At 56.9% G+C, this 24,120-nt stretch carries 18 protein-coding genes and 1 tRNA gene; 11 read left to right on the top strand and 8 right to left on the bottom strand.

All coding sequences use genetic code 11. The annotated features are described in order from the left end of the window. Positions 1-27: 27 nt before the first annotated feature. From ACWGKN_RS09375 to ACWGKN_RS09355, 5 genes are read left to right on the top strand one after another with little or no spacing between them, the layout of a single operon-like run. On the top strand, positions 28-1,308 hold the full coding sequence (locus ACWGKN_RS09375) for an AAA family ATPase (protein WP_452095092.1): 1,281 nt from the start codon (positions 28-30) through the stop codon (positions 1,306-1,308). Continuing rightward, a complete protein-coding gene (locus ACWGKN_RS09370) occupies positions 1,305-1,904 on the top strand; it encodes a hypothetical protein (protein ID WP_452095323.1) in 600 nt (199 codons plus the stop codon). Before ACWGKN_RS09375 ends, ACWGKN_RS09370 begins: the two co-directional genes overlap by 4 nt. After that, positions 1,901-4,255, top strand: coding sequence for a BREX-1 system phosphatase PglZ type B (pglZ, locus tag ACWGKN_RS09365; RefSeq protein WP_452095091.1), 2,355 nt, complete (start codon positions 1,901-1,903; stop codon positions 4,253-4,255). The genes ACWGKN_RS09370 and pglZ overlap by 4 nt, the downstream gene beginning before the upstream one ends. Then, entirely contained in the window at positions 4,252-6,297 is a 2,046-nt protein-coding gene (gene brxL, locus ACWGKN_RS09360; protein ID WP_452095090.1) for a protease Lon-related BREX system protein BrxL, read from the top strand. The genes pglZ and brxL overlap by 4 nt, the downstream gene beginning before the upstream one ends. A 3-nt stretch (positions 6,298-6,300) precedes the next feature. Further along, complete coding sequence (locus tag ACWGKN_RS09355; protein ID WP_452095089.1) at positions 6,301-6,666, top strand: hypothetical protein; 366 nt, start codon at positions 6,301-6,303, stop codon at positions 6,664-6,666. 163 nt (positions 6,667-6,829) lie between these two features. Here ACWGKN_RS09355 and ACWGKN_RS09350 read toward each other — a convergent pair whose 3' ends face one another. The 4 genes from ACWGKN_RS09350 to cysS form a co-directional block, all read right to left on the bottom strand. Next, positions 6,830-7,078 carry a hypothetical protein gene (locus tag ACWGKN_RS09350; protein ID WP_452095088.1) on the bottom strand — a complete coding sequence of 83 codons (249 nt, stop codon included), beginning with the start codon at positions 7,076-7,078 and terminating at the stop codon, positions 6,830-6,832. A 442-nt stretch (positions 7,079-7,520) separates the two neighbouring features. After that, a tRNA-Gln gene (locus ACWGKN_RS09345) sits at positions 7,521-7,594 on the bottom strand. A gap of 79 nt (positions 7,595-7,673) precedes the next feature. Continuing rightward, positions 7,674-8,480: an AmmeMemoRadiSam system protein B gene (gene amrB / locus ACWGKN_RS09340; RefSeq protein ID WP_424255307.1), complete on the bottom strand. Its 807-nt coding sequence runs from the start codon at positions 8,478-8,480 to the stop codon at positions 7,674-7,676. A 26-nt stretch (positions 8,481-8,506) separates the two neighbouring features. Continuing rightward, positions 8,507-9,976, bottom strand: coding sequence for a cysteine--tRNA ligase (gene cysS, locus ACWGKN_RS09335; protein WP_452095087.1), 1,470 nt, complete (start codon positions 9,974-9,976; stop codon positions 8,507-8,509). Between the two features lie 232 nt (positions 9,977-10,208). On the opposite strand from cysS, the gene ACWGKN_RS09330 reads away from it, so the two are divergent. Then, entirely contained in the window at positions 10,209-11,780 is a 1,572-nt protein-coding gene (locus tag ACWGKN_RS09330) for an AmpG family muropeptide MFS transporter (RefSeq protein ID WP_052160074.1), read from the top strand. Here ACWGKN_RS09330 and ACWGKN_RS09325 read toward each other — a convergent pair. From ACWGKN_RS09325 to ACWGKN_RS09310, 4 genes are all read right to left on the bottom strand, one after another. Beyond that, on the bottom strand, positions 11,777-12,334 hold the full coding sequence (locus ACWGKN_RS09325) for a PilZ domain-containing protein (RefSeq protein ID WP_424255311.1): 558 nt from the start codon (positions 12,332-12,334) through the stop codon (positions 11,777-11,779). The genes ACWGKN_RS09330 and ACWGKN_RS09325 overlap by 4 nt on opposite strands. A gap of 88 nt (positions 12,335-12,422) precedes the next feature. Further along, positions 12,423-13,916 (bottom strand): sigma 54-interacting transcriptional regulator, encoded by a 1,494-nt coding sequence (locus ACWGKN_RS09320; protein WP_052160076.1) that lies wholly within the window; start codon positions 13,914-13,916, stop codon positions 12,423-12,425. 217 nt (positions 13,917-14,133) lie between these two features. Continuing rightward, positions 14,134-14,562, bottom strand: coding sequence for a PGPGW domain-containing protein (locus ACWGKN_RS09315; protein ID WP_452095086.1), 429 nt, complete (start codon positions 14,560-14,562; stop codon positions 14,134-14,136). Positions 14,563-14,620: 58 nt separating this feature from the next. Beyond that, entirely contained in the window at positions 14,621-18,250 is a 3,630-nt protein-coding gene (locus ACWGKN_RS09310) for a DUF748 domain-containing protein (RefSeq protein WP_452095084.1), read from the bottom strand. A 539-nt stretch (positions 18,251-18,789) separates the two neighbouring features. On the opposite strand from ACWGKN_RS09310, the gene cdaA reads away from it, so the two are divergent. The 5 genes from cdaA (at position 18,790) to ACWGKN_RS09285 (ending at position 24,010) form a co-directional block, all read left to right on the top strand. After that, complete coding sequence (cdaA, locus tag ACWGKN_RS09305; RefSeq protein WP_035230809.1) at positions 18,790-19,581, top strand: diadenylate cyclase CdaA; 792 nt, start codon at positions 18,790-18,792, stop codon at positions 19,579-19,581. Continuing rightward, complete coding sequence (locus tag ACWGKN_RS09300) at positions 19,554-20,618, top strand: CdaR family protein (RefSeq protein ID WP_052160078.1); 1,065 nt, start codon at positions 19,554-19,556, stop codon at positions 20,616-20,618. Before cdaA ends, ACWGKN_RS09300 begins: the two co-directional genes overlap by 28 nt. A gap of 108 nt (positions 20,619-20,726) precedes the next feature. After that, the gene (gene glmM / locus ACWGKN_RS09295) at positions 20,727-22,118 is read left to right on the top strand and encodes a phosphoglucosamine mutase (protein ID WP_035230812.1); all 1,392 of its coding nucleotides are present in this window, start codon (positions 20,727-20,729) and stop codon (positions 22,116-22,118) included. Positions 22,119-22,375: 257 nt separating this feature from the next. Next, positions 22,376-23,851: a PilZ domain-containing protein gene (locus ACWGKN_RS09290; protein WP_452095083.1), complete on the top strand. Its 1,476-nt coding sequence runs from the start codon at positions 22,376-22,378 to the stop codon at positions 23,849-23,851. A 12-nt stretch (positions 23,852-23,863) separates the two neighbouring features. Then, complete coding sequence (locus ACWGKN_RS09285; protein WP_452095082.1) at positions 23,864-24,010, top strand: hypothetical protein; 147 nt, start codon at positions 23,864-23,866, stop codon at positions 24,008-24,010. The last annotated feature ends 110 nt before the right edge of the window (positions 24,011-24,120 follow it).

Raw genomic sequence — 24,120 nt, 5'->3', positions numbered from 1 at the left:
AACCGAGGGAGTGAAGGAGATTTTCCTATGATTAAACATTTAAAAATGACCAATGTCGGGCCGGCAGCAAAGATGGAGTTGGAATTCGGCAAGCGGCTGAATCTGCTTACCGGCGATAACGGCATGGGAAAGAGTTTTTTGCTGGATATCGCCTGGTGGGCACTGACACGCAGATGGCCTGCCGAAATTAACCCGAAACTAACCGCAGGAAAAAAGGCGCTCCCTGCTGCTGAAGGAAGAGCCAAAATCAGTTTCTCTTTTTCTGGCAAGAGCAAGGAAGAGAGTTATGAAAGCAGTTATCTTCGCAAGGAACAAGCCTGGACCGGACGGCCAGGAAGACCAGCAAATCCTGGATTGGTACTTTATGCTATGTCGGATGGCAGCTTTGCAGTCTGGGATCCAGATCGTAATTATTGGCGTACACAAGGTGGATTAGATGTTCAAGATAGGGTACCTGCCTATGTGTTTAGTCCTATGGAGGTCTGGGATGGACTTCCCGGACAGGGGAGCACCTGGCTCTGCAATGGGCTCATTCGAGACTGGGCCGGTTGGCAGAAGGAGAACGGAAGGCCATTCAGTCAGTTAAAAAGTGTGTTAAAGGTGCTTTCTCCCTCGACCAAAGAAACCTTGGAGTCTGGCGATTTAACACGGATCAGTTTGGATGATGTGCGTGACATGCCAACCATACGCATGCCCTATCGGCAAGATGTGGCTGTTGTGCATGCCTCGTCTGGTATGCGCCGTATCATGGCATTGGCCTACTTTCTAGTATGGGCATGGGAAGAACACAAACAAGCAGCCAAACAAATCGGTGAACCTGCTACGAAGCAAATCACCTTTCTCATTGACGAAATCGAGTCCCATCTGCACCCGAGCTGGCAGCGAAGCATTGTTCCGGCTTTGCTCTCTGTCATGGAGAAGTTAACAAGAAATGCTGAGGTCCAACTGATCACTGCTACGCATTCTCCCTTGATAATGGCCTCTGTGGAACCAGTTTTCGATTCTCAAAAAGATGCTTGGTTTGATTTGGATCTCATCAAGGACAAAGTCACCCTCGCTAAACGGCAGTTTGTACGCCAAGGTGAAGTATCTCGATGGCTAATGAGCGAAGCGTTTGACTTAGGCAGTGCCAGATCCTTACCGGCTGAAAATTTACTACGGCAAGCAGCTGAAATTTTATCCGAAAAAGTGATTGACCATGAGCGTGCAAAAGAGCTGGATGCTCAGTTGCGCGGCCTGCTAGGTGATACCGATCCTTTCTGGATTCGCTGGCGATATGTCGGTGAGAAGCAGGGGTGGTTGAAATGATTCCTGTTGCAGCCCAACCTGAGCCCCGAACATTCGAAACTAAAGTCCGAAAGAAGGGCTTAGCCCATCTTGCCCAAAAAGGATATGCGCTGAATCAACCTTTACCTCCAAAGGCAGATATTAAACCATATTGGCGCGACTGTTTAAACGATCTCCATAAAGCTTATGGTGGTGTCTGTGCCTATCTCTGCGTTTTTTTTGAGCGTGTCATGGGAGGAGGCAGCGTTGACCACTTTATTGCCAAGTCAGCAAATGCTAGGCTAGCATATGATTGGAATAATTATCGTCTTGTCTGTTCAACGATGAACAGCCGCAAACGTGATTACACCGATGTGCTAGACCCATTTTTTCTTGCTCCCGATCTGTTTCGGCTCCAGCTTTCTACTGGACATATATATCCAAATCCGAGCTTGGATGTCAGGGCTATGCGCATCGTTGAAGAAACCATAGATCGACTTGGACTAGATGACCCTCAATGTCGCGAGTTACGTGCGCGATGGTATCAGGACTATCTTGAGTATGGATTGCCTGCCGACTATCTGAAAAAAAAGTCACCCTTCGTCTGGCAAGAAGCCAACCGTCAGGGGCTGCTATGAGAATCTCTGAATACTTGATTAAAGCCGTCCGCGATGCCGCCGTCTACAACCCGGAGGTCCAGGTCGCCCCGGCCTGCATCCTCTGGCCGGATCGTGACCGTCAATGGGAAGCCGTCATACCCATTCTTCAGGCCGAACTGCCTGAACTCATGATCCTGGGCGATTACGCGCCCGATAAGCGTATGGGGCCTGCCATCTGGTTGCGTTGCGTGATTGCCGGCCGTGCCGGGGATATTTCACTGCCCAAGGACCGGACACCGATTTTTTATCTCCCCGGCGTCAGCCGCCAGGATCTGCGGGCTATTGAAACTTGCCCGGATCACCTTAAAGCCCTTGCCGAACTGCAATACCGGGGCGTTATCTGGTCGCAAATCAATGCCAAAGACTGGACGATCCTGGCCTACCTGAAATCGGACCAGGGTGGGCTTGGGCTGGATGTGGCACAGGACAACGATGCCAAGAACGCCATGCAGCTCGCGTTGTATCGGCTCCTCGACGAGGATGTCTCCTTGCTAAAAGGCAAGCGTCTGGACAAGGATTACTTCAACACTCTGTTGACGGGTGGCGACCCGATTCGCGACCTCCTGCAATGGCTCGATCAGGGGGACGCGTTTCAGGCAAGTCGTGGCGAGAACGAATGGAAAGCCTTTGTCGAGGTTTGCAAGTCTCAACTGGCCTTCAACCCCAAGAACGAAGGCGTCTTGGCCGGGAGTACCAAGCTAGCAAACCATGAAGGTCCGTGGCATGCCGTTTGGGAGCGCTACTGCGAGGCACCTAAGCGCTACCCCAACATTCCGGCACAAATCAGAAAATGTCGTCCGCCAAGTGACACCATTTTCTGGCACATGGGAGACGGTTCTTTTGACGGCTGGCCGCAGTGGAATGACGACCAGGAGAAAAACCTTCACCGTGATTTGATGGCCCTTACCAAAGCGCCCGCGCACGAAGCGAGGGCGAAGATTAAGGAACTGGAAAAACAGCACGGACGCAGGCGCTCTCTGGTCTGGGCCGAACTGGGTGATGCCCCCTTGGCCTGCGCAGTGGAACACCTGGCTACCATTGCCGAGATCACCAAAAGCGGCCTTGCCGCAGGTTCGGTGGATGAACTCGCAGCGGGATATCGCAGTCACGGATGGCGGGTCGATGACGGAGTGATCGGGGCTTTGGCCCAGGTCGAAAGTTCTGCCGACTTTGATGCCGTGACGACCGCTATTCGATCTGTTTACCTGCCATGGGTAGAAAAATCAGCCCGCTATCTCCAGAAATTGGTAGATGGTGCATCGTACCCGGGAGGCACATGCCTGACGGCAAAAACAGCACATTTCAGTCCCGGGGATTGCGTTCTCTTCTTCGACGGACTCCGTTTCGATGCTGGAAAGCGATTGGTTGGCTCTTTAGATGCGCGTGGGTTTGAGATTTCAGAGGAACCTGCCTGGACAGCCCTGCCGAGTGTAACGGCAACCGGCAAGGCGGCGGTAACTCCGGTACGAGACAGAATTCGCGGTGAGGATGACAGCCCTGATTTTGAGCCGTCTGTAGCAGATACCGGTCAGTCATTAAAGGGCGGCTATCACCTGAAGAAGTTACTGACCAACGCGGGATGGTCGATCCTTGAGCGCTCTGCTGATGGCGATGGCCAGGGTATGGCTTGGTGCGAGTTTGGAGACATCGACCACGAAGGACACGACCGTGGGTGGAAACTTGCCAAGCACATCGATGCCCTGATTCTGGAGATCACAGACCGTATCACGGAGCTTCTGGCAGCAGGATGGAAGCGTGTTCGGGTTGTGACAGACCATGGCTGGTTGTTGCTGCCCGGGGGATTGCCAAAAATCGATCTTCCCAGCGCCCTGGCCGATAACAAGTGGGGCCGATGCGCCTCATTAAAACCCGGGGCCACTTCCGAGGAGCGGCTTTACCCATGGTACTGGAATCCAAACCAGTATTTTGCCCTCGCTGATGGTGTGAGCTGCTTCAAAAAGGGCGAGGAGTACACCCATGGCGGCCTGAGTCTGCAAGAGTGCCTGACGCTGCAATTGACGGTAACGCGAGGCGAATCTGCCCAGGCTGCGGCATCTGTCGAATTTACTGACGTGGTGTGGAAGGGTCTGCGCTGTACCGTTGCCGTGGATGGCAACTTCTCGGGTTTATCACTTGATGTTCGTAGCCAAGCGGGCAATTCATTGTCCAGTGTGGTCGTAGGCAGCAAACCGTTTAAAAACAACGGAACAGCCTCCGTCGTCGTCGAGGACGAGGACATGGAGGGGCGTGAAGCAACGGTGGTCCTGGTCGATGCCAATGGATCGCTGGTCGCGCAAATCGCCACAGTAATTGGTGGAGGTAATACATGATTGAAATGGACCAGATCGACAAAAAAGCGGCCTCCTCGCTAGAGGGGTACCTGGTCCGGAAGGATCTGGTCCGGACATTTAGCCGCCAGTTTCCGGTGCCGACGTATGTGGTCGAGTTCCTGCTCGGCCGGTACTGCGCCAGCATCGAGCAGGACGAAATTGATGAAGGTCTCGAGATCGTCCAACGGCAACTCAAATCGCGAACGGTCAAGGCCGGGGAAGAAGAACTTTTCAAGGCTCGGGCCAGGGAAAATGGCGAGGTTAAAATCATCGACCTCATCACCGCTCGCCTGGATGCGAAGACCGACTCCTACATCGCAACACTGCCCAGCCTGCGTCTGACCGATGTCCGCATTAGCCCCGAGTTGGTGAATGAACATGAGCGAATGCTGACAGGTGGCTTTTATGCCGAAATCAGTCTGAACTACGATGCGGCTATCGCCCAGGAGAGCAAAGGTAGACCGTTCGGTATTGAGTCGCTCCGTGAAATCCAGCTATCCAAACGAGATGTGCTCGACATCCTGGCCGAGGCTCGCAAGTCCTTCAGTACCGACGAGTGGAAGGAGTTTCTGCTTCGATCCATCGGCATAGAACCGAACGGATTGTCCCGGCGGCAACGCGATGCCCTAATGCTGCGAATGGTTCCTTTTGTCGAGCGCAACTACAACCTGGTGGAACTCGGTCCCAGAGGAACGGGCAAGAGCCATCTCTTCCAGCAGGTTTCTCCGTATGCGCATCTGATTTCTGGAGGTAAGGCCACGGTTGCCCGGATGTTCGTCAACAACGCAACCGGCCAGCGCGGATTGGTCTGCCAATACGACGTGGTTTGCTTCGATGAGGTGTCCGGCGTCTCTTTCGACCAGAAGGATGGCGTGAACATCATGAAGGGATACATGGAGTCCGGTGAATTCAGCCGTGGCAAGGAAAGCATCCGAGCCGATGGCAGCATCGTCCTGGTAGGCAACTTCGATGTTGATGTTGAACATCAGCAGCGCATCGGACACCTGTTTGGCCCCATGCCACCCGAGATGAAAGACGACACCGCGTTCATGGACCGAATCCACGCTTTTCTGCCCGGCTGGGATGTTCCCAAAATCAGCAAGGAGCTGTTGACGAATCACTTCGGCCTGGTGAGCGATTTCTTGTCCGAGTGCTGGAGCCAGCTTCGCAATCAAAGCAGAGTGAGCGTATTGCAAAACCGGGTGTTCTTCGGTGGCGCTCTGTCGGGGCGCGATACCAACGCGGTCAATAAAACCGTGAGTGGATTGCTCAAGCTCCTCTATCCCGGTGAAGGCGAGGCAGCCGATGAGGACATCGAGTGGGCCGTCCATATCGCCATGGAGGCAAGGCGTCGCGTCAAGGAACAGCAGAAGCGCATCGGCGCGGCGGAATTCCGTAATACCCACTTCAGCTACGTGATGGGGGCTGATGGCGTAGAAAAGTTTGTCTCGACTCCAGAACTGCAAAGCGAAAACAGCATTGGTGGCGACCCCCTTGAGCCAGGCCAGGTCTGGACCATCTCGCCGGGTGGCGGTGAAGAGCACCCGGGACTTTACCGTATCGAGATCAATGAAGGCCCAGGTTCCGGTGTCAAGATCCTTAACAAACCCGTGCCGCCTGCTTTTAAGGAAAGCATGGGTTACGCCGAACAAAACCTCTACGCCCGGGCGATGCAATTGGTCGGGGACAAAGACCCTCGTCACCACGAATTCACCGCCCAACTCAGAGCCTTTGACGCATCCAAGTCCGGTGCGAAACTAGGCATGGCATCACTCATTGCGCTCTGCACGGCTCTCTTGAAGAAAAGTGTTCGCGGCGGCCTGATCATCGTGGGAGAGATTAACCTGGGTGGCTCTATCGAGCCTATCCACAATTCCGTCACTGTTGTCGAGATCGCAGTTGAGAAAGGTGCCTCGACTCTCTTGATGCCGGTTGCCTGCCGTAGACAACTTTTCGACTTGTCCGATGATATGGCGACGAAGATCGACATTCAATTTTATTCCGATGCCAGGGAAGCTTTCCTAAAAGCAATGGTCGATTAATCTGTGAATTTAGTATGGTCTTTTTCAAAGAGAACGTTTGTTCTAAAGACGGTGCGTGGCGTTCTGGACACTCAGGCGATGGGCGGGGGAGGTCTTTTAGGGGCTGTTCGATGCCAAAGACCAGGACAAAAAAGATCCTGGCCAGAGAGTGTCGTCCAAGCCGAAAAGCAGGTAGTACTGGTCAATGAACAGGCCAAGACCAAAACGGCCCTGATCAAATTGTTCGCCGAGGTGAAGAACAGCAAAACGCCGAGGGTGGTAGAGCCGAGCGTGACCGACACAGACGAGATTGCGCGCCTGATCCGGTTCCCTGGTTGGCAATACACTAAGGCCGGTGAGCGCGAGGGACAGAAGACCAGCGCAGGCTGATTTACGTGAAGTATCAGATCAAGGACCAGGATCTGTTCAACAATGCGTTTGGATATATCCAGCAGGAGTATCTAGAAGGGAAGGTATACTTGCTGATAAGGAACACAGGTCGGCTAGAAACTGATCGCAGAGAACAATAGGGACTCAGTCTCTAAGGTTGGACTCAGCTCTTTTCCCAGAAGGCAGACGTATCAAGAGGAATCCTTTCCTGTGGCAGTGCTGGTTCTCTCCACCCCCTGATCCGGTCGAGGACGGCAAGATACCTCTCCACCTTTCCTATATCAACTGGACCGTACATTTCCACCATTCGATCAATGGCGGTGAGCCTGTCTAGGTCCATCACCTCATAGATCGAGTAGTCACCATAGAGATCGTGGGCGGCATCGATCAATTCCTCAAGCTCGTCCTTCATATCCTTTCCCCCTGAATGGAAACGGGAAGGATACCCGGCGACACTCACAGATCGGTTACAGCGGGAGGCGACCGGGCGGAACAGTAGACACCCTGGCGCCGGGTATGGACATTGCTGGCAACAGTCGTCCTGCCATGCCCTCAAGGAAGCGCCCAGAATCGCCACCACGGGCGGAGGACGTCACAGCTATACCGAGCCCGGCTCTTTCCCTGGCGACCGACCAGGGGCAGCCTGTTCAATCTATAGTTGATGACCAGGGACCGGGGGGCGGGATAGGTGCCGCCCAGGCAAGGGAGACTTTGAAGGTGGGGAGTTGATCGGGGGGAAGGTGACAGCGGTCCGGAAAGCGGCATTCGGAAAAAAGGTTGACCAGGGGTTGACCAAAATGATCTTGAAAACAAAAAAGCACTTACCGAGTTAACGATAAGTGCTTGAATTTACTTGGCTGGGGGACGAGGGCTCGAACCTCGATAAGCGGAGTCAGAGTCCGCCGCCTTACCATTAGACCATCCCCCAGCACAGGGTTGTGCGATGCGGACAATTATATAGAAAAAAGGCCGCTCCCTGTCAAGCAAAAAGGGATATCGGCAGAGATTCAGCTGATGATGACCCCGGCATATCCCACCACCTGGTCGATATCTCCCGAGACCGCTCCCGAATCGGTGTAGATCTGGACATGGGCCTGGCGGGCGCCGAGTTTGACGGCTGCGAGGAGAGCGATCGTCACCGGGATGATTCCGCACATCGTGATCCTGTTGTCGGCGACGGTGCGATACAGTCCCTCGGCATCGAGATGTTCGATCCGGTCGAGGACCATCCGGTCTTTGACTTGCGCCGATTCCCTCGACTCGTAATGGGTCATGTCGCTGGAGGCGACGATCAGGATCTCGCGGCCGGCGGCGGTGACGACCTCGGCGATGACCCTGGCGACCTCGGTACAGACGGAGTAGGACAGATGGGACAGGACCAGCGGGACGATATGGAGCCTCGGTTGCAGCGCCTGCAGGAACGGCACCTGGACCTCGAGGGAATGCTCGAACCGGTGCGCGCTCTCATCGGCCACGATCGGCGAGCGGGAAGCGGCCTGGAGGCGCTCGGCGATCTCGGTGTCGGCCGGCACATCGCCCATCGGCATGCGCCATAAGGCCGTCGACAGCGCGACCGGACCGCCAAGACCGTGGTGGTTCGGGCCGAGCAGGATCACGGTTTCCGGGACCTTGACGAGGCCGATCACCTCGCCGGCGACGGCTCCGGAGTACATGTAGCCGGCATGGGGTGCAACGACGGCGAGGGCCTTGCGGCCTCCTTTCGGTTGGGCCGGGAGCATGTCCTGCACGGCCCGGGCCAGGGTCTTGGGGTTTCCCGGGTAAAAACGGTCGGCTACGGCTGGATATCGTTGCATGGCGTCACCTCGGGCAGAAAAATGGCTCAGCTGCGTTTGACACTCCATGTGGTCCCGTCCGGACCATCCTTCAGTTCGATGCCTTTAGCGAGCAGCTCGTCGCGGATTTCATCGCCGCGGGCCCAGTTTTTTTCGGCCCGGCAGGAGTAGCGGTCCTTGATCAGGGCGATGATGCGCTCCTCGTCGATCTCGAGACCGGCCAGCAGTTTCTCCTTGCGTGCCTTCAGGAAAGCGGCGGCGTCTTCATTCAGGATCCCCATGATGGCGGCAAGCCGCTTCATGGTCCGGGTCGCCCGGTCGAGGGCGTCGATGTCGGTTGCGGCCGGGGCGGCAGGCAGGGACTTGCACAGGCGGTTGATGATCTTGGCCAGATCGAAGAGGACTCCCTGGGCCTGGGCGGTGTTGAAATCGTTGTCCATCGCCTGTTGGAACCGCCCTTCGATGGCGTCGATGGCCGCGATATCTTTCGGGGGTATGTTTCCTTCCCCCTGCCGCTGCCGGCCCTTTGCCAGGGCCTCGACCTGAGCGATGCAGGCATAGAGGCGTTCGAGTCCGGCGGCGGCATCGAGCATCGCCGTCTCGGAAAAATCCAAGGGATTGCGATAGTGGGTGGAGAAGATGAAAAAGCGGAGGATTTCGGGGTGATAGTGCTCCAGGATGTCGCGAATCGTCAGGAAATTACCCAGTGACTTCGACATCTTTTCGTCGCGGATCGTGACGAACCCGTGGTGGATCCAGCAGTTGACGAAGGGCTTGTTGTTCGCCCCTTCACTCTGGGCGATTTCGTTTTCGTGATGGGGAAAGATCAGGTCCTTGCCGCCGCCATGGATATCGAAGGTGTCGCCGAGATATTTTCGACTCATCGCCGAGCACTCGATATGCCAGCCCGGTCGGCCCGGACCCCAGGGGCTGTCCCAGGTCGGTTCGCCCGGCTTCGAGCCCTTCCACAGGACGAAGTCCATCGGGTGTCGTTTTTGCTCGTTGATCGAAATCCGCGCCCCGGCCTGCATGTCGTCGAGGTTGCGGTGGGCGAGCTTGCCGTACCGGGGAAAGCTGTTGACCGCATAATAGACGTCGTTGCCCGACTGGTAGGCCATGCCCTTGGCGACCAGTTCGGCGATGAGGCCGATCATCTCGGGGATGTGCTCGGTGGCCTTCGGTTCCAGGTCGGGTCGGTCGATGCCGAGTCGGTCCATGTCGACATAGAACTCGTCGATGAAGCGATTGGCGAGTTCTGCGGGGGTGGTGTGCTGTTCGGCCGCCCGGTTGATGATCTTGTCGTCGATGTCGGTGAAGTTGCGGACATAGGTCACCCGCAGGCCGCGATAGCGGAGATAGCGGACGATCATGTCGAAGGCGAGGGCGGAGCGGGCGTGTCCTATATGGCAGTAGTCGTACGAGGTGATGCCGCACACATAGAGCTTGACATGCCCCGGCTCGAGCGGCTCGAGCGGCTGTTTCTTCCCGGATAGGGTGTTGAAGATCTTGATGGTCATTCGGGTGCGAGAAAGTATATCGGGTCGGTCGATCCGTTCGTGGTGGATGAAACGCTGGCGTTCGCCGCCGTCACAGTGTAAAAAAGGACATCCCTGCACCCGGTCAGCCGTTGGATCGTGTTCCCTTCATCATGGCGACAGGAAGCCGGATACAGGCGCAGCTTTTGAAAAATGTTGATTTTTTTGATTCCTGTGGTCGACAAGATAATCGTAATGGGGGGAAAAGACAAGAATGCGCGCAGAAATTGAGCAAAAAGCCCCGTGGCGCCAGACCTTTGCCGCCTGGACCGATTCCCGGGTCGTCGCGATGTTTTTTCTCGGGTTTTCGGCGGGGATTCCGTTGCTGCTGATTTTCTCCACCCTGTCAGTCTGGCTCAGCGAGGCCGGGACCGGCCGTTCCGAGGTCACCTTTTTCAGCTGGGCGGCCCTTGGCTACTCCTTCAAGTTCGTCTGGGCGCCGCTGGTCGACCTCATGCCGCTCCCCTTTCTCACCCGACGGCTGGGCCGGCGGCGGGCCTGGCTCCTGCTGGCGCAGCTGCTGATCATGGGCGCGATCTCATCGATGGCCCTGGTTGATCCCGCCGCCCACCCCGGCAGTTTGACGACGATGGCCTGTGCCGCCGTCCTCCTCGGGTTTTCGGCGGCCACCCAGGATATCGTCATCGATGCCTATCGCATCGAGAGTGTTGGGCAATCGATGCAGGCCATGCTGGCATCGATGTACATCGCCGGCTACCGGATCGGCATGCTGGTCGCCGGGGCCGGGGCCCTGCTACTGGCCTCCCATCTCGCCACGAGCTCGGGCGGCTATGATTATCCGGCCTGGCGCCTGACCTATTTTGTCATGGCCTCGGTAATGCTGGTCGGGGTTGTCACCACGCTGCGCATCAGGGAACCATTGGTCGAGAGGAAGGACCTCTATACCTATCTGCCGGCCCAGTATCGTCGTCTCTTCTTTCTCTTTGTCCTGTCGGCGGCCGGCTTCGCCCTCACCTTCTTCGCCTCCGGTGGCTGGTTTCAGGCGATGCAGGATTACCTCCGCCGCCAGCTTCCATCCCTCGGCCATCTGTCCGGTTTCCTTGTCGAGGTTCCGAGATTCTTCATTGCCGTCGTGGCCGCGTTGACGATAGCCCGGTTCGGCGTGGCGACGGGTTTCGTCGACCGCAAAATGGTCGAGGTGACCTATGCCGCACCGGTGCGGGATTTTTTCAGCCGCTACCGCCTCCGGGCGGCGCTGCTGGTGCTCGCCCTCGTCGGCTTCTACCGGCTCTCCGATGTCGTCCTCGGGGTGGTGGCCAACGTCTTCTATCTCGACATGGGGTACAGCAAGGACACCATCGCCTACGTTTCACAGACGTTCGGGCTGGCGATGACGCTGCTCGGCGGCTTTTTCGGCGGGATGCTGACCCTGCGCTTCGGGGTCAATTCGATACTGCTGCTGGGGGCCTTCCTGTCGGCGATCACCAACCTGCTCTTCATGCTCCTGGCCGGCGCCGGCAAGGATACCGCTTTCCTGGCGACCGTCATCGCCGCCGACAACCTGAGCGCCGGCCTGGCGACCACGGCCTTTGTCGCCTTCCTCTCCAGCCTGACGAGCGTTTCCTTTACTGCGGTCCAGTATGCGATATTCAGCTCGATCATGACCCTGATGCCGAAGTTGATCGGCGGCTACTCAGGTTCGCTCGTCACCGCGTTCGGCTATGAGTCGTTCTTCCTGATGACGGCGGTGATGGGTATCCCGGTGCTGGGACTGATCTGGCTGGTGCGGATGACGGTGGTGGTGATTCCGCGGGGCGATGGTTAACGCAGAAAGTGGCGGGTGCCGAGGTACATCCCCATGGCTTCAGCCGTCTGTTCGTTGGAGAAGGCGAGACCGGCCTGGTACTCGGGAGAGTCGATGAGGCGGTGGCACCATTTGACGGTGGCGGTCCCGGCGAGAGGAAAATCAGGGGCAAGATCGTCGAACGAGAATCGAATGACGGTATCGTTGACAAGCGGTTCCGCGGTCTGCAGGCGCAGCCCGCCAAGGCTCAGATCGATGGTCCTGGCTGGAGTTGAGACATGGGAGGCAACCGTTTCGGATCTGTTGAGCTGAACCAGGGTGACGCGTTGCCTGTCCTCCATCCGGATATGCCGGCGGCGGTTGTCCCGAGGGGCGGCGGTGTTTTCGGCGAGGGAAGGCCGGTAGAATTCGCTGCTGAGGCTGTACTGCATGCACATCGTGTAGGCTTCCGTCCGGCAGTAGATCTCGATATGGTTCTCCAGCGGAATGAACAGTCCCTCATTGCAGAGGCTGCACTTCAACGAGATAGGAGACCAGTAGGGGCAGGATTTCTTGTCTGGGATTATTTCGGCCATACCATGTCGATGTCAGCAAGTTTAAAATTCCGACAATGAAATTGCATAAATCATCACTTATTTAGTGCAAAATACATGCCCGCCAGGGCTACTTGAGCTCTTTTGGTACGATGTCGTACCGTTTCATCTTGTCGTAGAAGGCTGTCTTGCCAAGCTGAAGATCCGATGCGGTCAGGGCGACGTTGCCTCTGTGCTTCTCGAGTGAATGCAGGATGATCTCCCGTTCGAGTTCGGCGATCATTCCCTTGAGCGGCATCCCCTCCAGGCGTTTCAGATAGGAAGTGGGTGACGAGCCTGTCGGCTGGTCGGACTCGGCCGGGGTGTCGAAGATCAGTTCGTTCTCGGTGACTATATTGCCCTTTGCCATCAGTACCGCGCGCTGGATGACATTTTCCAGTTCCCGCACATTGCCGGGCCACTCATGCCGCAGCAGACGGTTGATGACCGACTGGGGCAGAAAATTGATATCCTTCTTGAATGCCTGGCGATATCGTCTGACGAAATGGGTGACGAGATCGACAATATCCTCCTTGCGTTGGCGCAGCGGTGGAATTGAAATATTTATGATATTCAGGCGATAATAGAGGTCGAGGCGGAAAGTCCCGGCCTGGACCGCCTTTGCCAGGTCGGCATTGGTGGCGGCGATGATCCGGACATCGACCTTGACCGGAGTATTTCCGCCAACCCGGATAAGTTCTCCGTCTTGCAGAACTCTGAGCATGGCGGCCTGCATCCTCGGACTGATGTCGCCGATCTCGTCGAGAAAGATCGTCCCCCCGTCGACGACCTCGAATTTTCCTTTTCTCTTGCTGTCGGCGCCGGTGAATGCGCCCTTTTCGTAGCCGAAGAGATCGCTCTCGAGCAACGAGTCGTTGATCGCGTTGCAGTTGATCTTGAGGAAGGGTTTGTCGTTGCGGTTGCTGGTTTCCCGGATCAGGTTGGCCACAAGCTCCTTGCCGGTACCCGACTCGCCGGTGATGAGAACGGTGGCGTCCGATTTGGCGACCTGGGATACCATGTCGCGCAGTTCCCGCAAGGCCTTGCTGTTTCCGACCATGGTCCCTTCGGCCGGTTCCTTCTTTACCAGATGGTCCTTCAAGTGGTTCAGTTCCTGGGACAGGGACTGGCGGATTCGTTCACTTTCCTTCAGTTCGTTGATCTTGTCGGTCAGGATGGTCTCGATGCTCTTGTGAAAAAGGGAGAGTTCCTCGATATGGTTCTTTTCCTCGGTCAGGTCGTGGATGAAAAGCCAGGACAGGCGATCACCGCGGTAACCGATGAACGGTGCCATGGCATATTGGACGTGGTAACCGTTGATCTTTTCCTCGAGTTTTTCTCCCGGTTTCTTCTGGGTCTGACCTTTACGGCTCAGCAGGAGGAGGGCGTTGATCGTCTCTTCGGCCGTGTATAAGCGATTGCTGGACTCACCTTCAAGAAGGTTGCCGAAAAAGAGGTTGGCGCTCGCATTCATGTACTCGATGGAATCGTGCTCCTTGATGATCAGGACCATGGACGGCATCACATCAAGGAGACTTTTCTGGTTATGAATGAGTCGCTCGATATCCTGTCTGGTATCGTTCATTAGGGTATGAGGTACGTTCATGGCGATTGCTGAGTCTCTATCCGAAAAAGAAAGGAAACTGTACTAGGGTCATGCTATACGAAAAAGTGGAAAAACTGGAGATAAATATTCCACTTTTTCGAAAAAACACATGGTGCCCCCGCTATCGGCGGGAAAAAGCGGAGTCTGCCTTCACAGCGGAGTGCGGCTCGGGATCGATGTCCGCCGGCAGACGCTGTTACCGATGCCCATCCAACCGCCAGATGAATTTCGGGTGACCGGTTTTGGTCCTGATCCAGTCGAGGCTGTGTTGAACCGATGGTCTGGTCGTCAGGGTAAAAAGCAGGCGGTATTTGCCGGGGAACGACATGAGGGCGACTCCGAGAATGATGGTCAGGATGCCTTGTCCGGGCAGAAAGAGCATGGCCGTTCCGGCGAGCAGGACCACGACGCCGGCGATGTTCCGAAAGACGAACCACACTGGGAAAAGCAGACCCGCACCGGCTGAAAAAGGGTGCCGGAAACGATGGGGGCGGACGAAATAGTCAACCGGCAGCCTGGATATCAACCAGGGGATAAACGCCAGGCTGACGAAAAAGGTAAACAGGGAGACGATGCCGAGCCACTGCAGGGTGGTTTCGATGGTGTCCCATTCCATACCGGGCATAGGAGTCAGTACAAAAGTGGCGGGATTCCCGCGGGGGTGGAAACTGCGGCCTGGTTGTTCATTGCTTCCTGTCCCCCCGTTCGACAGCGGCATCGTGCCGGGCGGCAAGGGCGCGCAACTCAAGCAGGGCGCGATTGCCCGGCATGCTGCTGTCTGCAGTTATCTGCTGTCTGGGTGCTATGGCGACCCGGGTCGGGGCAAGGGAAAGTTGTTCGACCAGCAGTTTCTGCACCAGGTCTGCCCGTCGCCGGGCGAGATCTTTCAGCGTCGAGTCCTGAAAGGCCACAGGGGCCGGTTTCAGAGGAACGAATTGGGGGAAATCAGGCATCAGGTCTTTCTCGACAAAGCCCTGTGAGGTGTTGACTGCCGCCTTGCGGCGAGCCAATTCCGCATCCCGTTCCACCTGCCAGGCCGCCTTCCTCCGCTTGTTCTCCTCGGCCACGCGTTGGGCTTCGATATCTTCGAGTTGCCGGTTGAGGGTGTCGCCATCGATGATCTTGTCCGCCGCTCCGGTTATGCGGAGGCCGACAGACGGATGAACGTTGAGGAGGGCGGCGAAACGGGCAAGAACTTTCTGACCCTGCTCGGTCAGTTCATAGCCTCCCGGCCGGAATTCGGCGAATTCGCTGCCGACCAGGTCGGCGAATTCCTTGCCGGCCAGCAGGATGGGAGAGACCTTGGCCTTGACGACCTGGCGCTGGAAGGTGGCCACAGCGTTATCGAGGGCCGGGATGTTTTCCCCCGGGAAATCGCGTTCACTCCTGACATCCAGCACGACGTTGCCTTCGGGGCCGGTCAGGAAGGCCAGGGGCAGGGCGGTTTCGGCGTTGGGGGTGGCAGTCTGCAGGCCGGTGAAGATATACCGTGTATTCTCCGCCAGGCGGCCGTTTTTCCAGGTCGTTGTACCAGTGGTCGAGAATGTGGCCTTGCGGGCATCGATGTCCAGGTCGGACGGCACGTGCCTGGCGAAGTCGGAGAGACGCAGGCCGGAGGCCTGGAAGGAGGTCTCGCCGCCGGGGTTTTTACCGAACAGGTCGGCGGCGCCGGTAAGGGTAAAGGGACTCTGGTCGAATTTGCCGGAGAATGAAAATCGGCCGGGTTCGTTGGCGCCCGGCGCATGGATGTCGGTGATCGCGCCCTCGGTTATCAGGATGGTGGTGGACCATTGTGGCGAGAGCCGGGTGTCGCGATACGGCACCTTGCCGTTTTTGATAATTATTTTCTGGATATCGAGCTGTGATATGGCGATTTTTCCCTTGCCGCCGGTCCGGGCCGTTTTCTCCGCCGGCAGCATGGCCTGGATAAAGGCGCCGAATTGCAGCGACGGATGCTTGTCGTTTGGCGCTCGTTGCCAGTCCATGACCGGGGAATCGATATCCATTTGGGCGACACCGAGATGAAAAGGCGATCTGGAGTAGGAAAGGCCTTGGATGTCACACTGTTTCCAGGACAGAAGGGGTTTGCCGGCGTGGTTGAAGACGGCCTCGTCGAATTTCAATTCGCCGCTGAAGGAGGCCTCCGGCAAGGTCAGCAGCCCTTTTCCGGCAATGGTGGTCTGTGCTTCGGTCAACAGCGGCAGAGAAGAGAACCAGGGGAGGATGGTTTTTGCCCTGAGACCGGAAAATCCGGTGTTGAGGGACGCCTGAAAGGGAGCCAGCCGAGCCGTTCCCTTGGCCTTGAAGTTCCCCTTGTCGTTGATTCTGGCCGAGAGCACCAGGTTGTCGCCGGCGTTCCGCCGGCTGTTGAGGTATTTTGCCTGCAGCAGCACCGAGCTGAGCGCCAGCGGGGACGAGGACTTGCCGGCGACGGAGATCTTGCCGCTGTAGTCGATGGAATTCAACGTCATCATACCGTCGCTGGCGGCGACTGCTGTAAAGATATCGGGGAATCGTCCGGCCTGGAGGGCGATCGAGCCGTTTTCAAGGCGCAGATCGCCGAGATTTACTTTGGAGCCGCTCTTTGAAAGGCCGGTGAGCGTCAGTATCGGCGCATCAAGCCACAGTTTCCTGCCGGCCGTGAGCTTCAAGTTCTGTACGGTGGCTTCCGTCTCGGAGAGGTCGGCGGCCGGTCGCATCTCCTTCGCATTGTCTCTTGATACCTTGAGCTTGCCCTGGAGGTTCGCTTTTCCGGATTGGATGGTTTCGGGGGGGATGCCGATCGTTGTCAGGAAGGTTGCGGCGGGGAAATTTTCAAACCTGAATGGGCCATTCAAGGCGCCGTTGCTCTCGAGCGCCCCCTGCCAGGAAAAGGTCATGCCGGAGGTGGTGTTTTCGCTGCTGAAATCGAAGCTGCCGCCGGGCTTGCCATCGGCGGCGGGGAGGCCGTTCCAATGGTAGTTTCTGATGTTCAGTTGCAGGGCGGACCAGATCTCGGGTTTCGCTTTTTCGTTCCGGACAACGTCGACGTTGCCGTCTTCGATCGACAGGAGGTCGACGGCGACGGAGACCGGGCGTGATCCTCCGGCAGGCTGCTCCGCACTGTCGCGGCCCGTCGCCGGCAGGAGGGGGATAAACAGCTCGGCGATGTCTGCCGACCGGCTTTTCATGCGCGGGTTGCTGAGGGACAGTTTTCGGATATGGATCTGCCGGTCAATCGGGGAAAAGGAACCCTCGAGGATGGTATTCGGGATGGTCGCTTCGAGTGGATGTTGCTTGCCGGTGATCTCCATCTCGGCAATCTTGCCGGTGAATTCGATGGAAAACCTGGCTTCCTGCTCGGCTGTGCCGTTGGTGAAATTGAGCTCAAGGCTGCCGTCGGCCTTGCCGTTGGTCAGGGAGATCGGTGCCGTGACCGGCAGGTAATTGAAGTATTGCGGCAGGTCCATGCCCTGGATGCTGCACGACAGTTTGGTCTCGCTCCCCTTGCCATTGGGATCCGACGGGATCGAGGTCTGGCCGGTCAATGCCACCTTGCTGCCGTTGATCACCGCGGAAAATTTGGGATGGATGTTCTGGCTGGTCTGGAAGGGGAAATTGGACAGGGAGGGCAGGTCGAGCTCGATCTGCTCGACGGTATGGGTCGTGGCGGCGGGGACATCCTGGAAGGTGACGCTGCCTTCTCTGATCGAGATATTGTTGAGCGAAAAGAGAAAGGGGAGTTCGGAAAAACTGATGATATCCGAAGCCGTACCGGTACGTTTGACAGAAAATACATCCGTTATGTTGTAGCGATTGTCGTGGGAACGCACAATGTTCATCTCTATCCCCCTGATCGCCAGAGAGTTGCTGACGAGATCGTGCCGCAGCAGGGACAGGGGGGCGAGGTCGGCATCGATGCGGGATATCCGGAGCAGGCGCCGGTTGTCCTCGGCCGGGCGTGAAGGCTGGAGCTGCAGGTCCTGCAGCGAAAAATTGAAGGTGAAGGGGTTGAACTCGATGGTCTCGATGTCGAGTTGCATCCCGGTCCTGGCGTTGAGCATTTCCGGAAGGGACTTCTTGAGATAGCGAGGCACCAGCCAGAAGCCGCCGAGCGTATAGAACAACGTCAGGAGGAGGATGCAGGGGATCAGGACCTTGAAGAGGCGCCCCGTGGATACCGGGGTGGCCGGCTGGTCCTTTTTGCCGGGACGTTTTTTGCCGGGTGCGCGTTGTTTGAGCCGACGTTCGCTGCTCCCTTTGCCCGCTGGGGATGCAGGGGGGTGTTCCGGCGGGGTTGGGGAGATGGAAATGTTGCCAAAATTGTCCGACATGAATGAGTGTGGTGACAGGTCCTGGTTGACTGACCGCTTGTCCAGTCAGAGAGGTGTTCGGGGAAACGTGGTTTATGTAACTGATTCGGTTGGAAACCCTCTGGTCTGGCGATTTGACTGCCGATGCCCGGTGGGCATGCGCATGCAGGCGGAGGGAGGAGCCGGTAGAAGAATGAAAAAGAGTACATGCAATACCGGGAGATGTCATGGGAAAAAAATGATACGCAACGAAATGCCGGTCTGCGGGGTTCCACGCCTGTATGCATCCGATCAATTTTCAAGGCGCCGCGAACGGTCATGGCATATCTGTAAAACGATTTGAATTTGCATTGGAACTTTGAATGTCAGCCGTGAATGGGGTAGATTGCGGACAAAAGAGTATTTGTTGTAACTTGAGAAGGGTGCTGGTAGGATTTAACCCGTCACCGTGTCCTATGGATTGATAATGTGGACTTTCTCCTCAGTACCCGATCTGACGGAAAGACAATCCTGCAGGGATATGAAAGGTTGAATGCATTAACGGATGGTGTTTGTTCACGATGATCGATATTTTCAATTATTACCGCTGGCAGGATATCGTCGATATCCTCGTTGTCGCTTTTGTCATATATCAGCTGATTTCCATCATCCGCGGGACCCGTTCGGTGCAGATGGCCCTCGGGCTCATCATTCTGTCGATTGTCTATTCTCTCGCCAAGGTTCTCGATCTGTCCACGCTCATGTGGCTGCTGCAGAATTTTCTCAGCTCCATTCTTCTGATCGTCATCATCGTGTTTCAGCAGGATATCCGCCGGGCCTTGACCCAGGTCGGCAAGACACCGTTCCAGAAGGACATGGATTTCGCCGACAAAGATCTCGATGAAATCATCCGCTCGGTGCTGTACCTGGCCAAACGCCGTATCGGGGCCCTGATCGTCATCGAACGGGAGACCGGCCTGCGTGATTTTGTCGAATCCGGGATCGAACTTGACGCGAGGCTGACCCGCGAATTGCTGATATCGATCTTCATGCCTGTCTCGCCCCTGCATGATGGCGGGGTCATTGTCGGCAACGGCCGTATTCTGACCGCGGGCTGCATTCTTCCCCTGTCGCAGAACCCTTCCATCAACAAACGGTACGGCACGCGACACCGGGCGGCAATCGGACTGAGCGAAGAGACCGATGCGGTGATCGTTGTCGTGTCGGAGGAGACGCAGGAGATCTCGATCGTCAAAAACGGTGTCCTGACCACGCAGCCTGACGAGATCAACCTGGTCAACAGCCTCAGGGACATATTCATCGAAAAGGAAGGACCTTCCCATTCATGGAAAAGCTGGTTCTTGAAAAAATAGGCAGTCTGAAGGACAAACTGCTGGATCCACAGTGCTGGCAGCACCTGCTGTCGAGAAGCTGGTTCCTTAAAGGACTGTCGCTCTGCATGGCTGTCATGCTGTGGTATTTTGTCGGCGGTAAGGACACCGTCGACAAGATCGTCATGGTCCCGATCGAGATCATCAATCTGCCGCGGGATCTGGTTATCTCCAGCCAGTTCAAGAAGGAGATCGAGGTGACGGTGACCGGCCCCAGTTCACAGATCCTCGATCTGAACAATCAGGCGGTTACCCGGCAGATCGACCTGTCCTCAGCCAGCCCCGGGACCATGGTGATCGAAAATTCGATCGATTCGATTCCAGTCCCGCGGGGGATCAAGGTGCTGCGCGTGCAGCCGTCGTCGCTCATCCTGTCGCTCGATAAACTGGTCCAGAAGCATTTTACGGTGATACCCTCGATCAGCGGCAAGGTGGCGGCGGGGCATGTGCTGAAAGGGCTGAAAATGAATCCGGAGGTCATCACGATCACCGGTCCCGAGACCCTCCTGGGTCAGGTCAACCAGCTCCATACCGCCAACATCAATGTCAATGGGATGTCCGAATCGCAGCAACGGCAGGTTCCGCTCAAGCTCGATCCGGCGCTGGTCGACCTGATCGGAAAAACCCTGGTCACGGCAGATATCCAGGTAGGGCTCGAGACGGTCGAGAGAAAGATCATGGATATTCCGGTCTCGGCAACCGTTGACGGCAGGAAGCGAACAGTCAGGCCGGCGGTGGTGACGGTCACCGCCAGAATTCCCAAGACCATGTTGAACGGCAACGGCAGTCTGAAGAAGAAGTTCAATGTCACTGCCACCGAGGTAGCCGGGGAAGGGAAGTTGAAGGTCGTGGTCGTTCCGGTTGATGATGCGGGTGGCGACCTCACGGTGGTCGCCGTCGAACCGGAGTTTGTCACCCTCGTCCCCGAAAAGGACGACGACAAGCGGGAACCGAGGCATCTCAACCAGTCCGAAAGCCAGCGGAAGACCAGGAGGGTGGTGGACAGCAGGAAGGGATAGGAAGGAACATTCGTCAAGGTGCTCGCCGGCCGGCGGTAAGCCGACGTTCCGGCTGCCGGCAGGATCATGAATTACAGTCAATGCATCAGTGAGATTGAAAGAAAGACGATGAGAAAACTTTTCGGCACGGACGGAATCCGGGGGGTGGCGAACACCTACCCGATGACGATTGAAACCGCGATGCAGGTCGGCAGGGCGATCGCCTACATTGTCAAGGAGAAGGGCAAGAGGCATCGGATCGTCATCGGCAAGGATACCCGGGTCTCCGGTTACATGATCGAGAATGCCCTGGCGGCCGGGATCTGCTCGATGGGGGTCGATGTCCTGCTGGTGGGGCCGCTGCCGACACCGGGCATCGCCTTTATCACCACATCGATGCGGGCCGATGCCGGGGTGGTGATCTCGGCCTCGCACAACCCCTTCCAGGACAACGGGATCAAGATCTTCTCCGGTGACGGCTTCAAATTGCCGGATCAGGTGGAGGCCCATATCGAGGAGCTGATGCGCTCGGACAAGATGGCCGCCCTCCGTCCGGTCGCCGACGAGGTGGGCAAGGCGACCCGGATCGATGACGCCAGGGGCCGCTATATCGTCTTCCTGAAAAACACCTTTCCCAAAGACTATACCCTCGACGGCTTTCATGTCGTTCTCGATTGCGCCAACGGCGCCACCTACGGCGTCGCTCCCTGGGTGTTCCGGGAACTCGGGGCGCAGGTGACGCCGCTGGCCATCACGCCCGACGGCAAGAACATCAATCACCAGTGCGGGGCGCTGCATCCCGAACTGATGGCCGCCAAGGTCAAAGAGGTCGGGGCGGACATCGGCCTGGCCCTCGACGGCGACGGCGACCGGCTGATTGTCGCCGACGAGCATGGGGAGATCGTCGACGGCGATCACATCATGGCCATCTGCGCCCAGGATCTGCTGAAGCGAAGGAAATTGAAGAAGAAGACCCTCGTGGCGACGATCATGTCCAATATGGGGCTCGAGGTGGCCATGGAGCGGATGGGGGGGCGGATGGTCCGGACCGGGGTCGGCGACCGCTACGTTGTCGAATGCATGCGGCGCAAGGGCTTTTCCTTCGGCGGCGAACAGTCGGGCCACCTGGTGTTCCTCGATCATATCACGACCGGGGACGGTATTCTGGCGGCCCTGCAGCTGTTGTCGGTAATGGAGAAGCATCATAAGCCGCTCTCCGAGCTTTCCGGAATCATGGAAAATTTTCCGCAAATCCTTAAAAACGTCCGGACAACTGGGAAAATACGTGTCGAGGCCATTCCGGGATTCCAGAAAAGGGTGGGGCTGTTCTCGGAGAAACTCGGGGCCTCGGGGCGGATTCTGGTCCGGGCCTCGGGGACGGAACCGGTGATCAGGGTCATGGTCGAAGGCCAGGACGAGGGAATTATCAGCGAAATGGCCGACGAACTGTGCGACCTGGTGTGCCAGTACGACAGGAGCAGGGGCCTGACCGGGAAGCCGGACGCCCTCAGTGAGGTGTAGGGACAACGAGTGGTTCCGTACCGTCGTTCTGGTTGGTTCGGTTGATTTCCGGTGACAGGAAGTCGGGGGCCGTCACGAAAAGACTGAATCGATCATTCCCATTTTGTTACGGCTCCTTATGCCGTTCCGGTAGATATTTGTTCCCTTGATTGTTGTACAACGGCTTATCGACCTGGCGTGGGAGTTGCAGCAGATGAAACTGTGACAGACATTTCACGAATTGAAAATTTCCGCCAGTTCGCCGGGATCGAGGGCACATGATTACCCTTGAACTCAAAACCGTTCTGATATTCCTGGCGGCCTGCTTCACCACGCTCTTCATCCTGCCCAGGATATCCCGGATCGCCCGCCGTGTCGGTCTCGTCGACCGCCCGAACGAGCGGAAGGTCCACCGGACGCCCCGGCCGCTGGTGGGAGGGATCGGGATGGCGATCGCCGCGGCCTTCAGCGCCCTGCTCTTCATCCCGAGTGAAGGCTTGCGCGGGTATTTCCTCGGGCTTTCGTTCCTGCTTGTCGTCGGTATTTTTGACGATTTCAAGGAAATCGGCCACAGGCAGAAGTTTGTCGCCCAGATCATCGCAACGGCCTTCCTGATCTACTTCAGCAGAATCAATCTGCATTCCTTCGGTGACCTGCTCGGTCTGGGGGATATGGATTTCTCGGGCAGCACCTTGCTGGTCTGGGCAGTGACGCTCTTCTGCATTGTCGGGGTGATCAATGCGATCAACATGATCGATGGCCTTGATGGCCTGGCCGGCGGCATTTCCTTCCTGGCCTTTCTCGCCTTTGCGATCCACGCCTCGCTGATCGGCAACCATGCGCTGATGCTCTTGAACCTGGCGTTGGCCGGGTCCGTCCTGGGGTTCCTGAAATACAACTGGTCGCCCTCCACCCTGTTCATGGGAGATGCCGGCAGTCTCTGTCTCGGTTTCTCGCTGGCCTTCATGGCTATCGCCCTGACCCAGGGAGAAGGGGGCAAGGCCAGTCCGGTGGTACCGTTGTTGATCCTGGCGGTACCGATCACCGACACGGTCATCGTCATGATCAGGCGTGTCATTCGCGGCGAAAGCCCCTTCAAGGCCGATAAGTTCCACCTCCACCATATCATCCTGAGGTACGGTTTCAGCAGGGTCGAGGTGGTCAAGGTGATCCTTCTTCTCAGCACGCTGCTGTGTCTGCTCAGTTTCCTGGGACCGGCGTACCAGCTGACCGATCGGAATCTGTTTCTGATCTATCTCGGCTATGCAGTGGTAAACATCGCTTCCTCCGCCTACATTCTGCGGGCGTTCCGTCGGGGTGAGCACTTCAATGACAGCCCGATGGTTCTCCTCGAAAGATTCATGGCGGACAGGACGGTCACCATGTGGTTCCGTCTCTCCCGGATCGCCAGAAAAGTCCCGCGGTATCCGGTGCAACTGGACATGGTCTGCGAGTTGGGAAACGGGGGAAGCAGTTTTCGAGGAACGGTGCTGAATATCTCGAGCGATGGGTTCATGGCCTCCATCGCCGACCTTGATTGGGGAAACGAGGATATGAAGGTCCGGATTTTTTTTCAATTCGACTCGGGGGAGCGCGTCCTTGAACTGGTGGCCGAACACCTGTGGCTGAACGAGCGGGACGATAAGTTCTTTCACGGGTTTCGCTTTAAAAACGAGGATGACAGGAAAATCGAACTTGCTGAACTGCTCCGGCAATATGTTGACACCACTGGGGAAGTGCGTCTTGTCAATTGAGGTTGCCGGGATGTGGGGAAGGCCGTCGCGGGGGAAAAGGCCATCGGCTCCGCGTTGAGCCGCGATAGCGGCCCATTCGCCTTGCCGGGGTGGAGAGAACGGGAGAGGGGGCAGCACGATCAGGCCGGTGATCGCCCGCTGTTGCGGAAAAAGGATTGACATTTTATTTTTGCCGAAAGAAAAGAAAGGTAAACTATTCAGAGAGATGATATTGTCCTCTGTATCCACTGCCGCTGCATCTTTTTATTTGACTGGGAATGATGTTTGCA

The sequence above is a fragment of the Desulfoprunum sp. genome (assembly GCF_053613775.1).
Note: the sequence above shows the minus strand (reverse complement) of the source record. Positions and strands in the feature narration are given on the sequence as shown.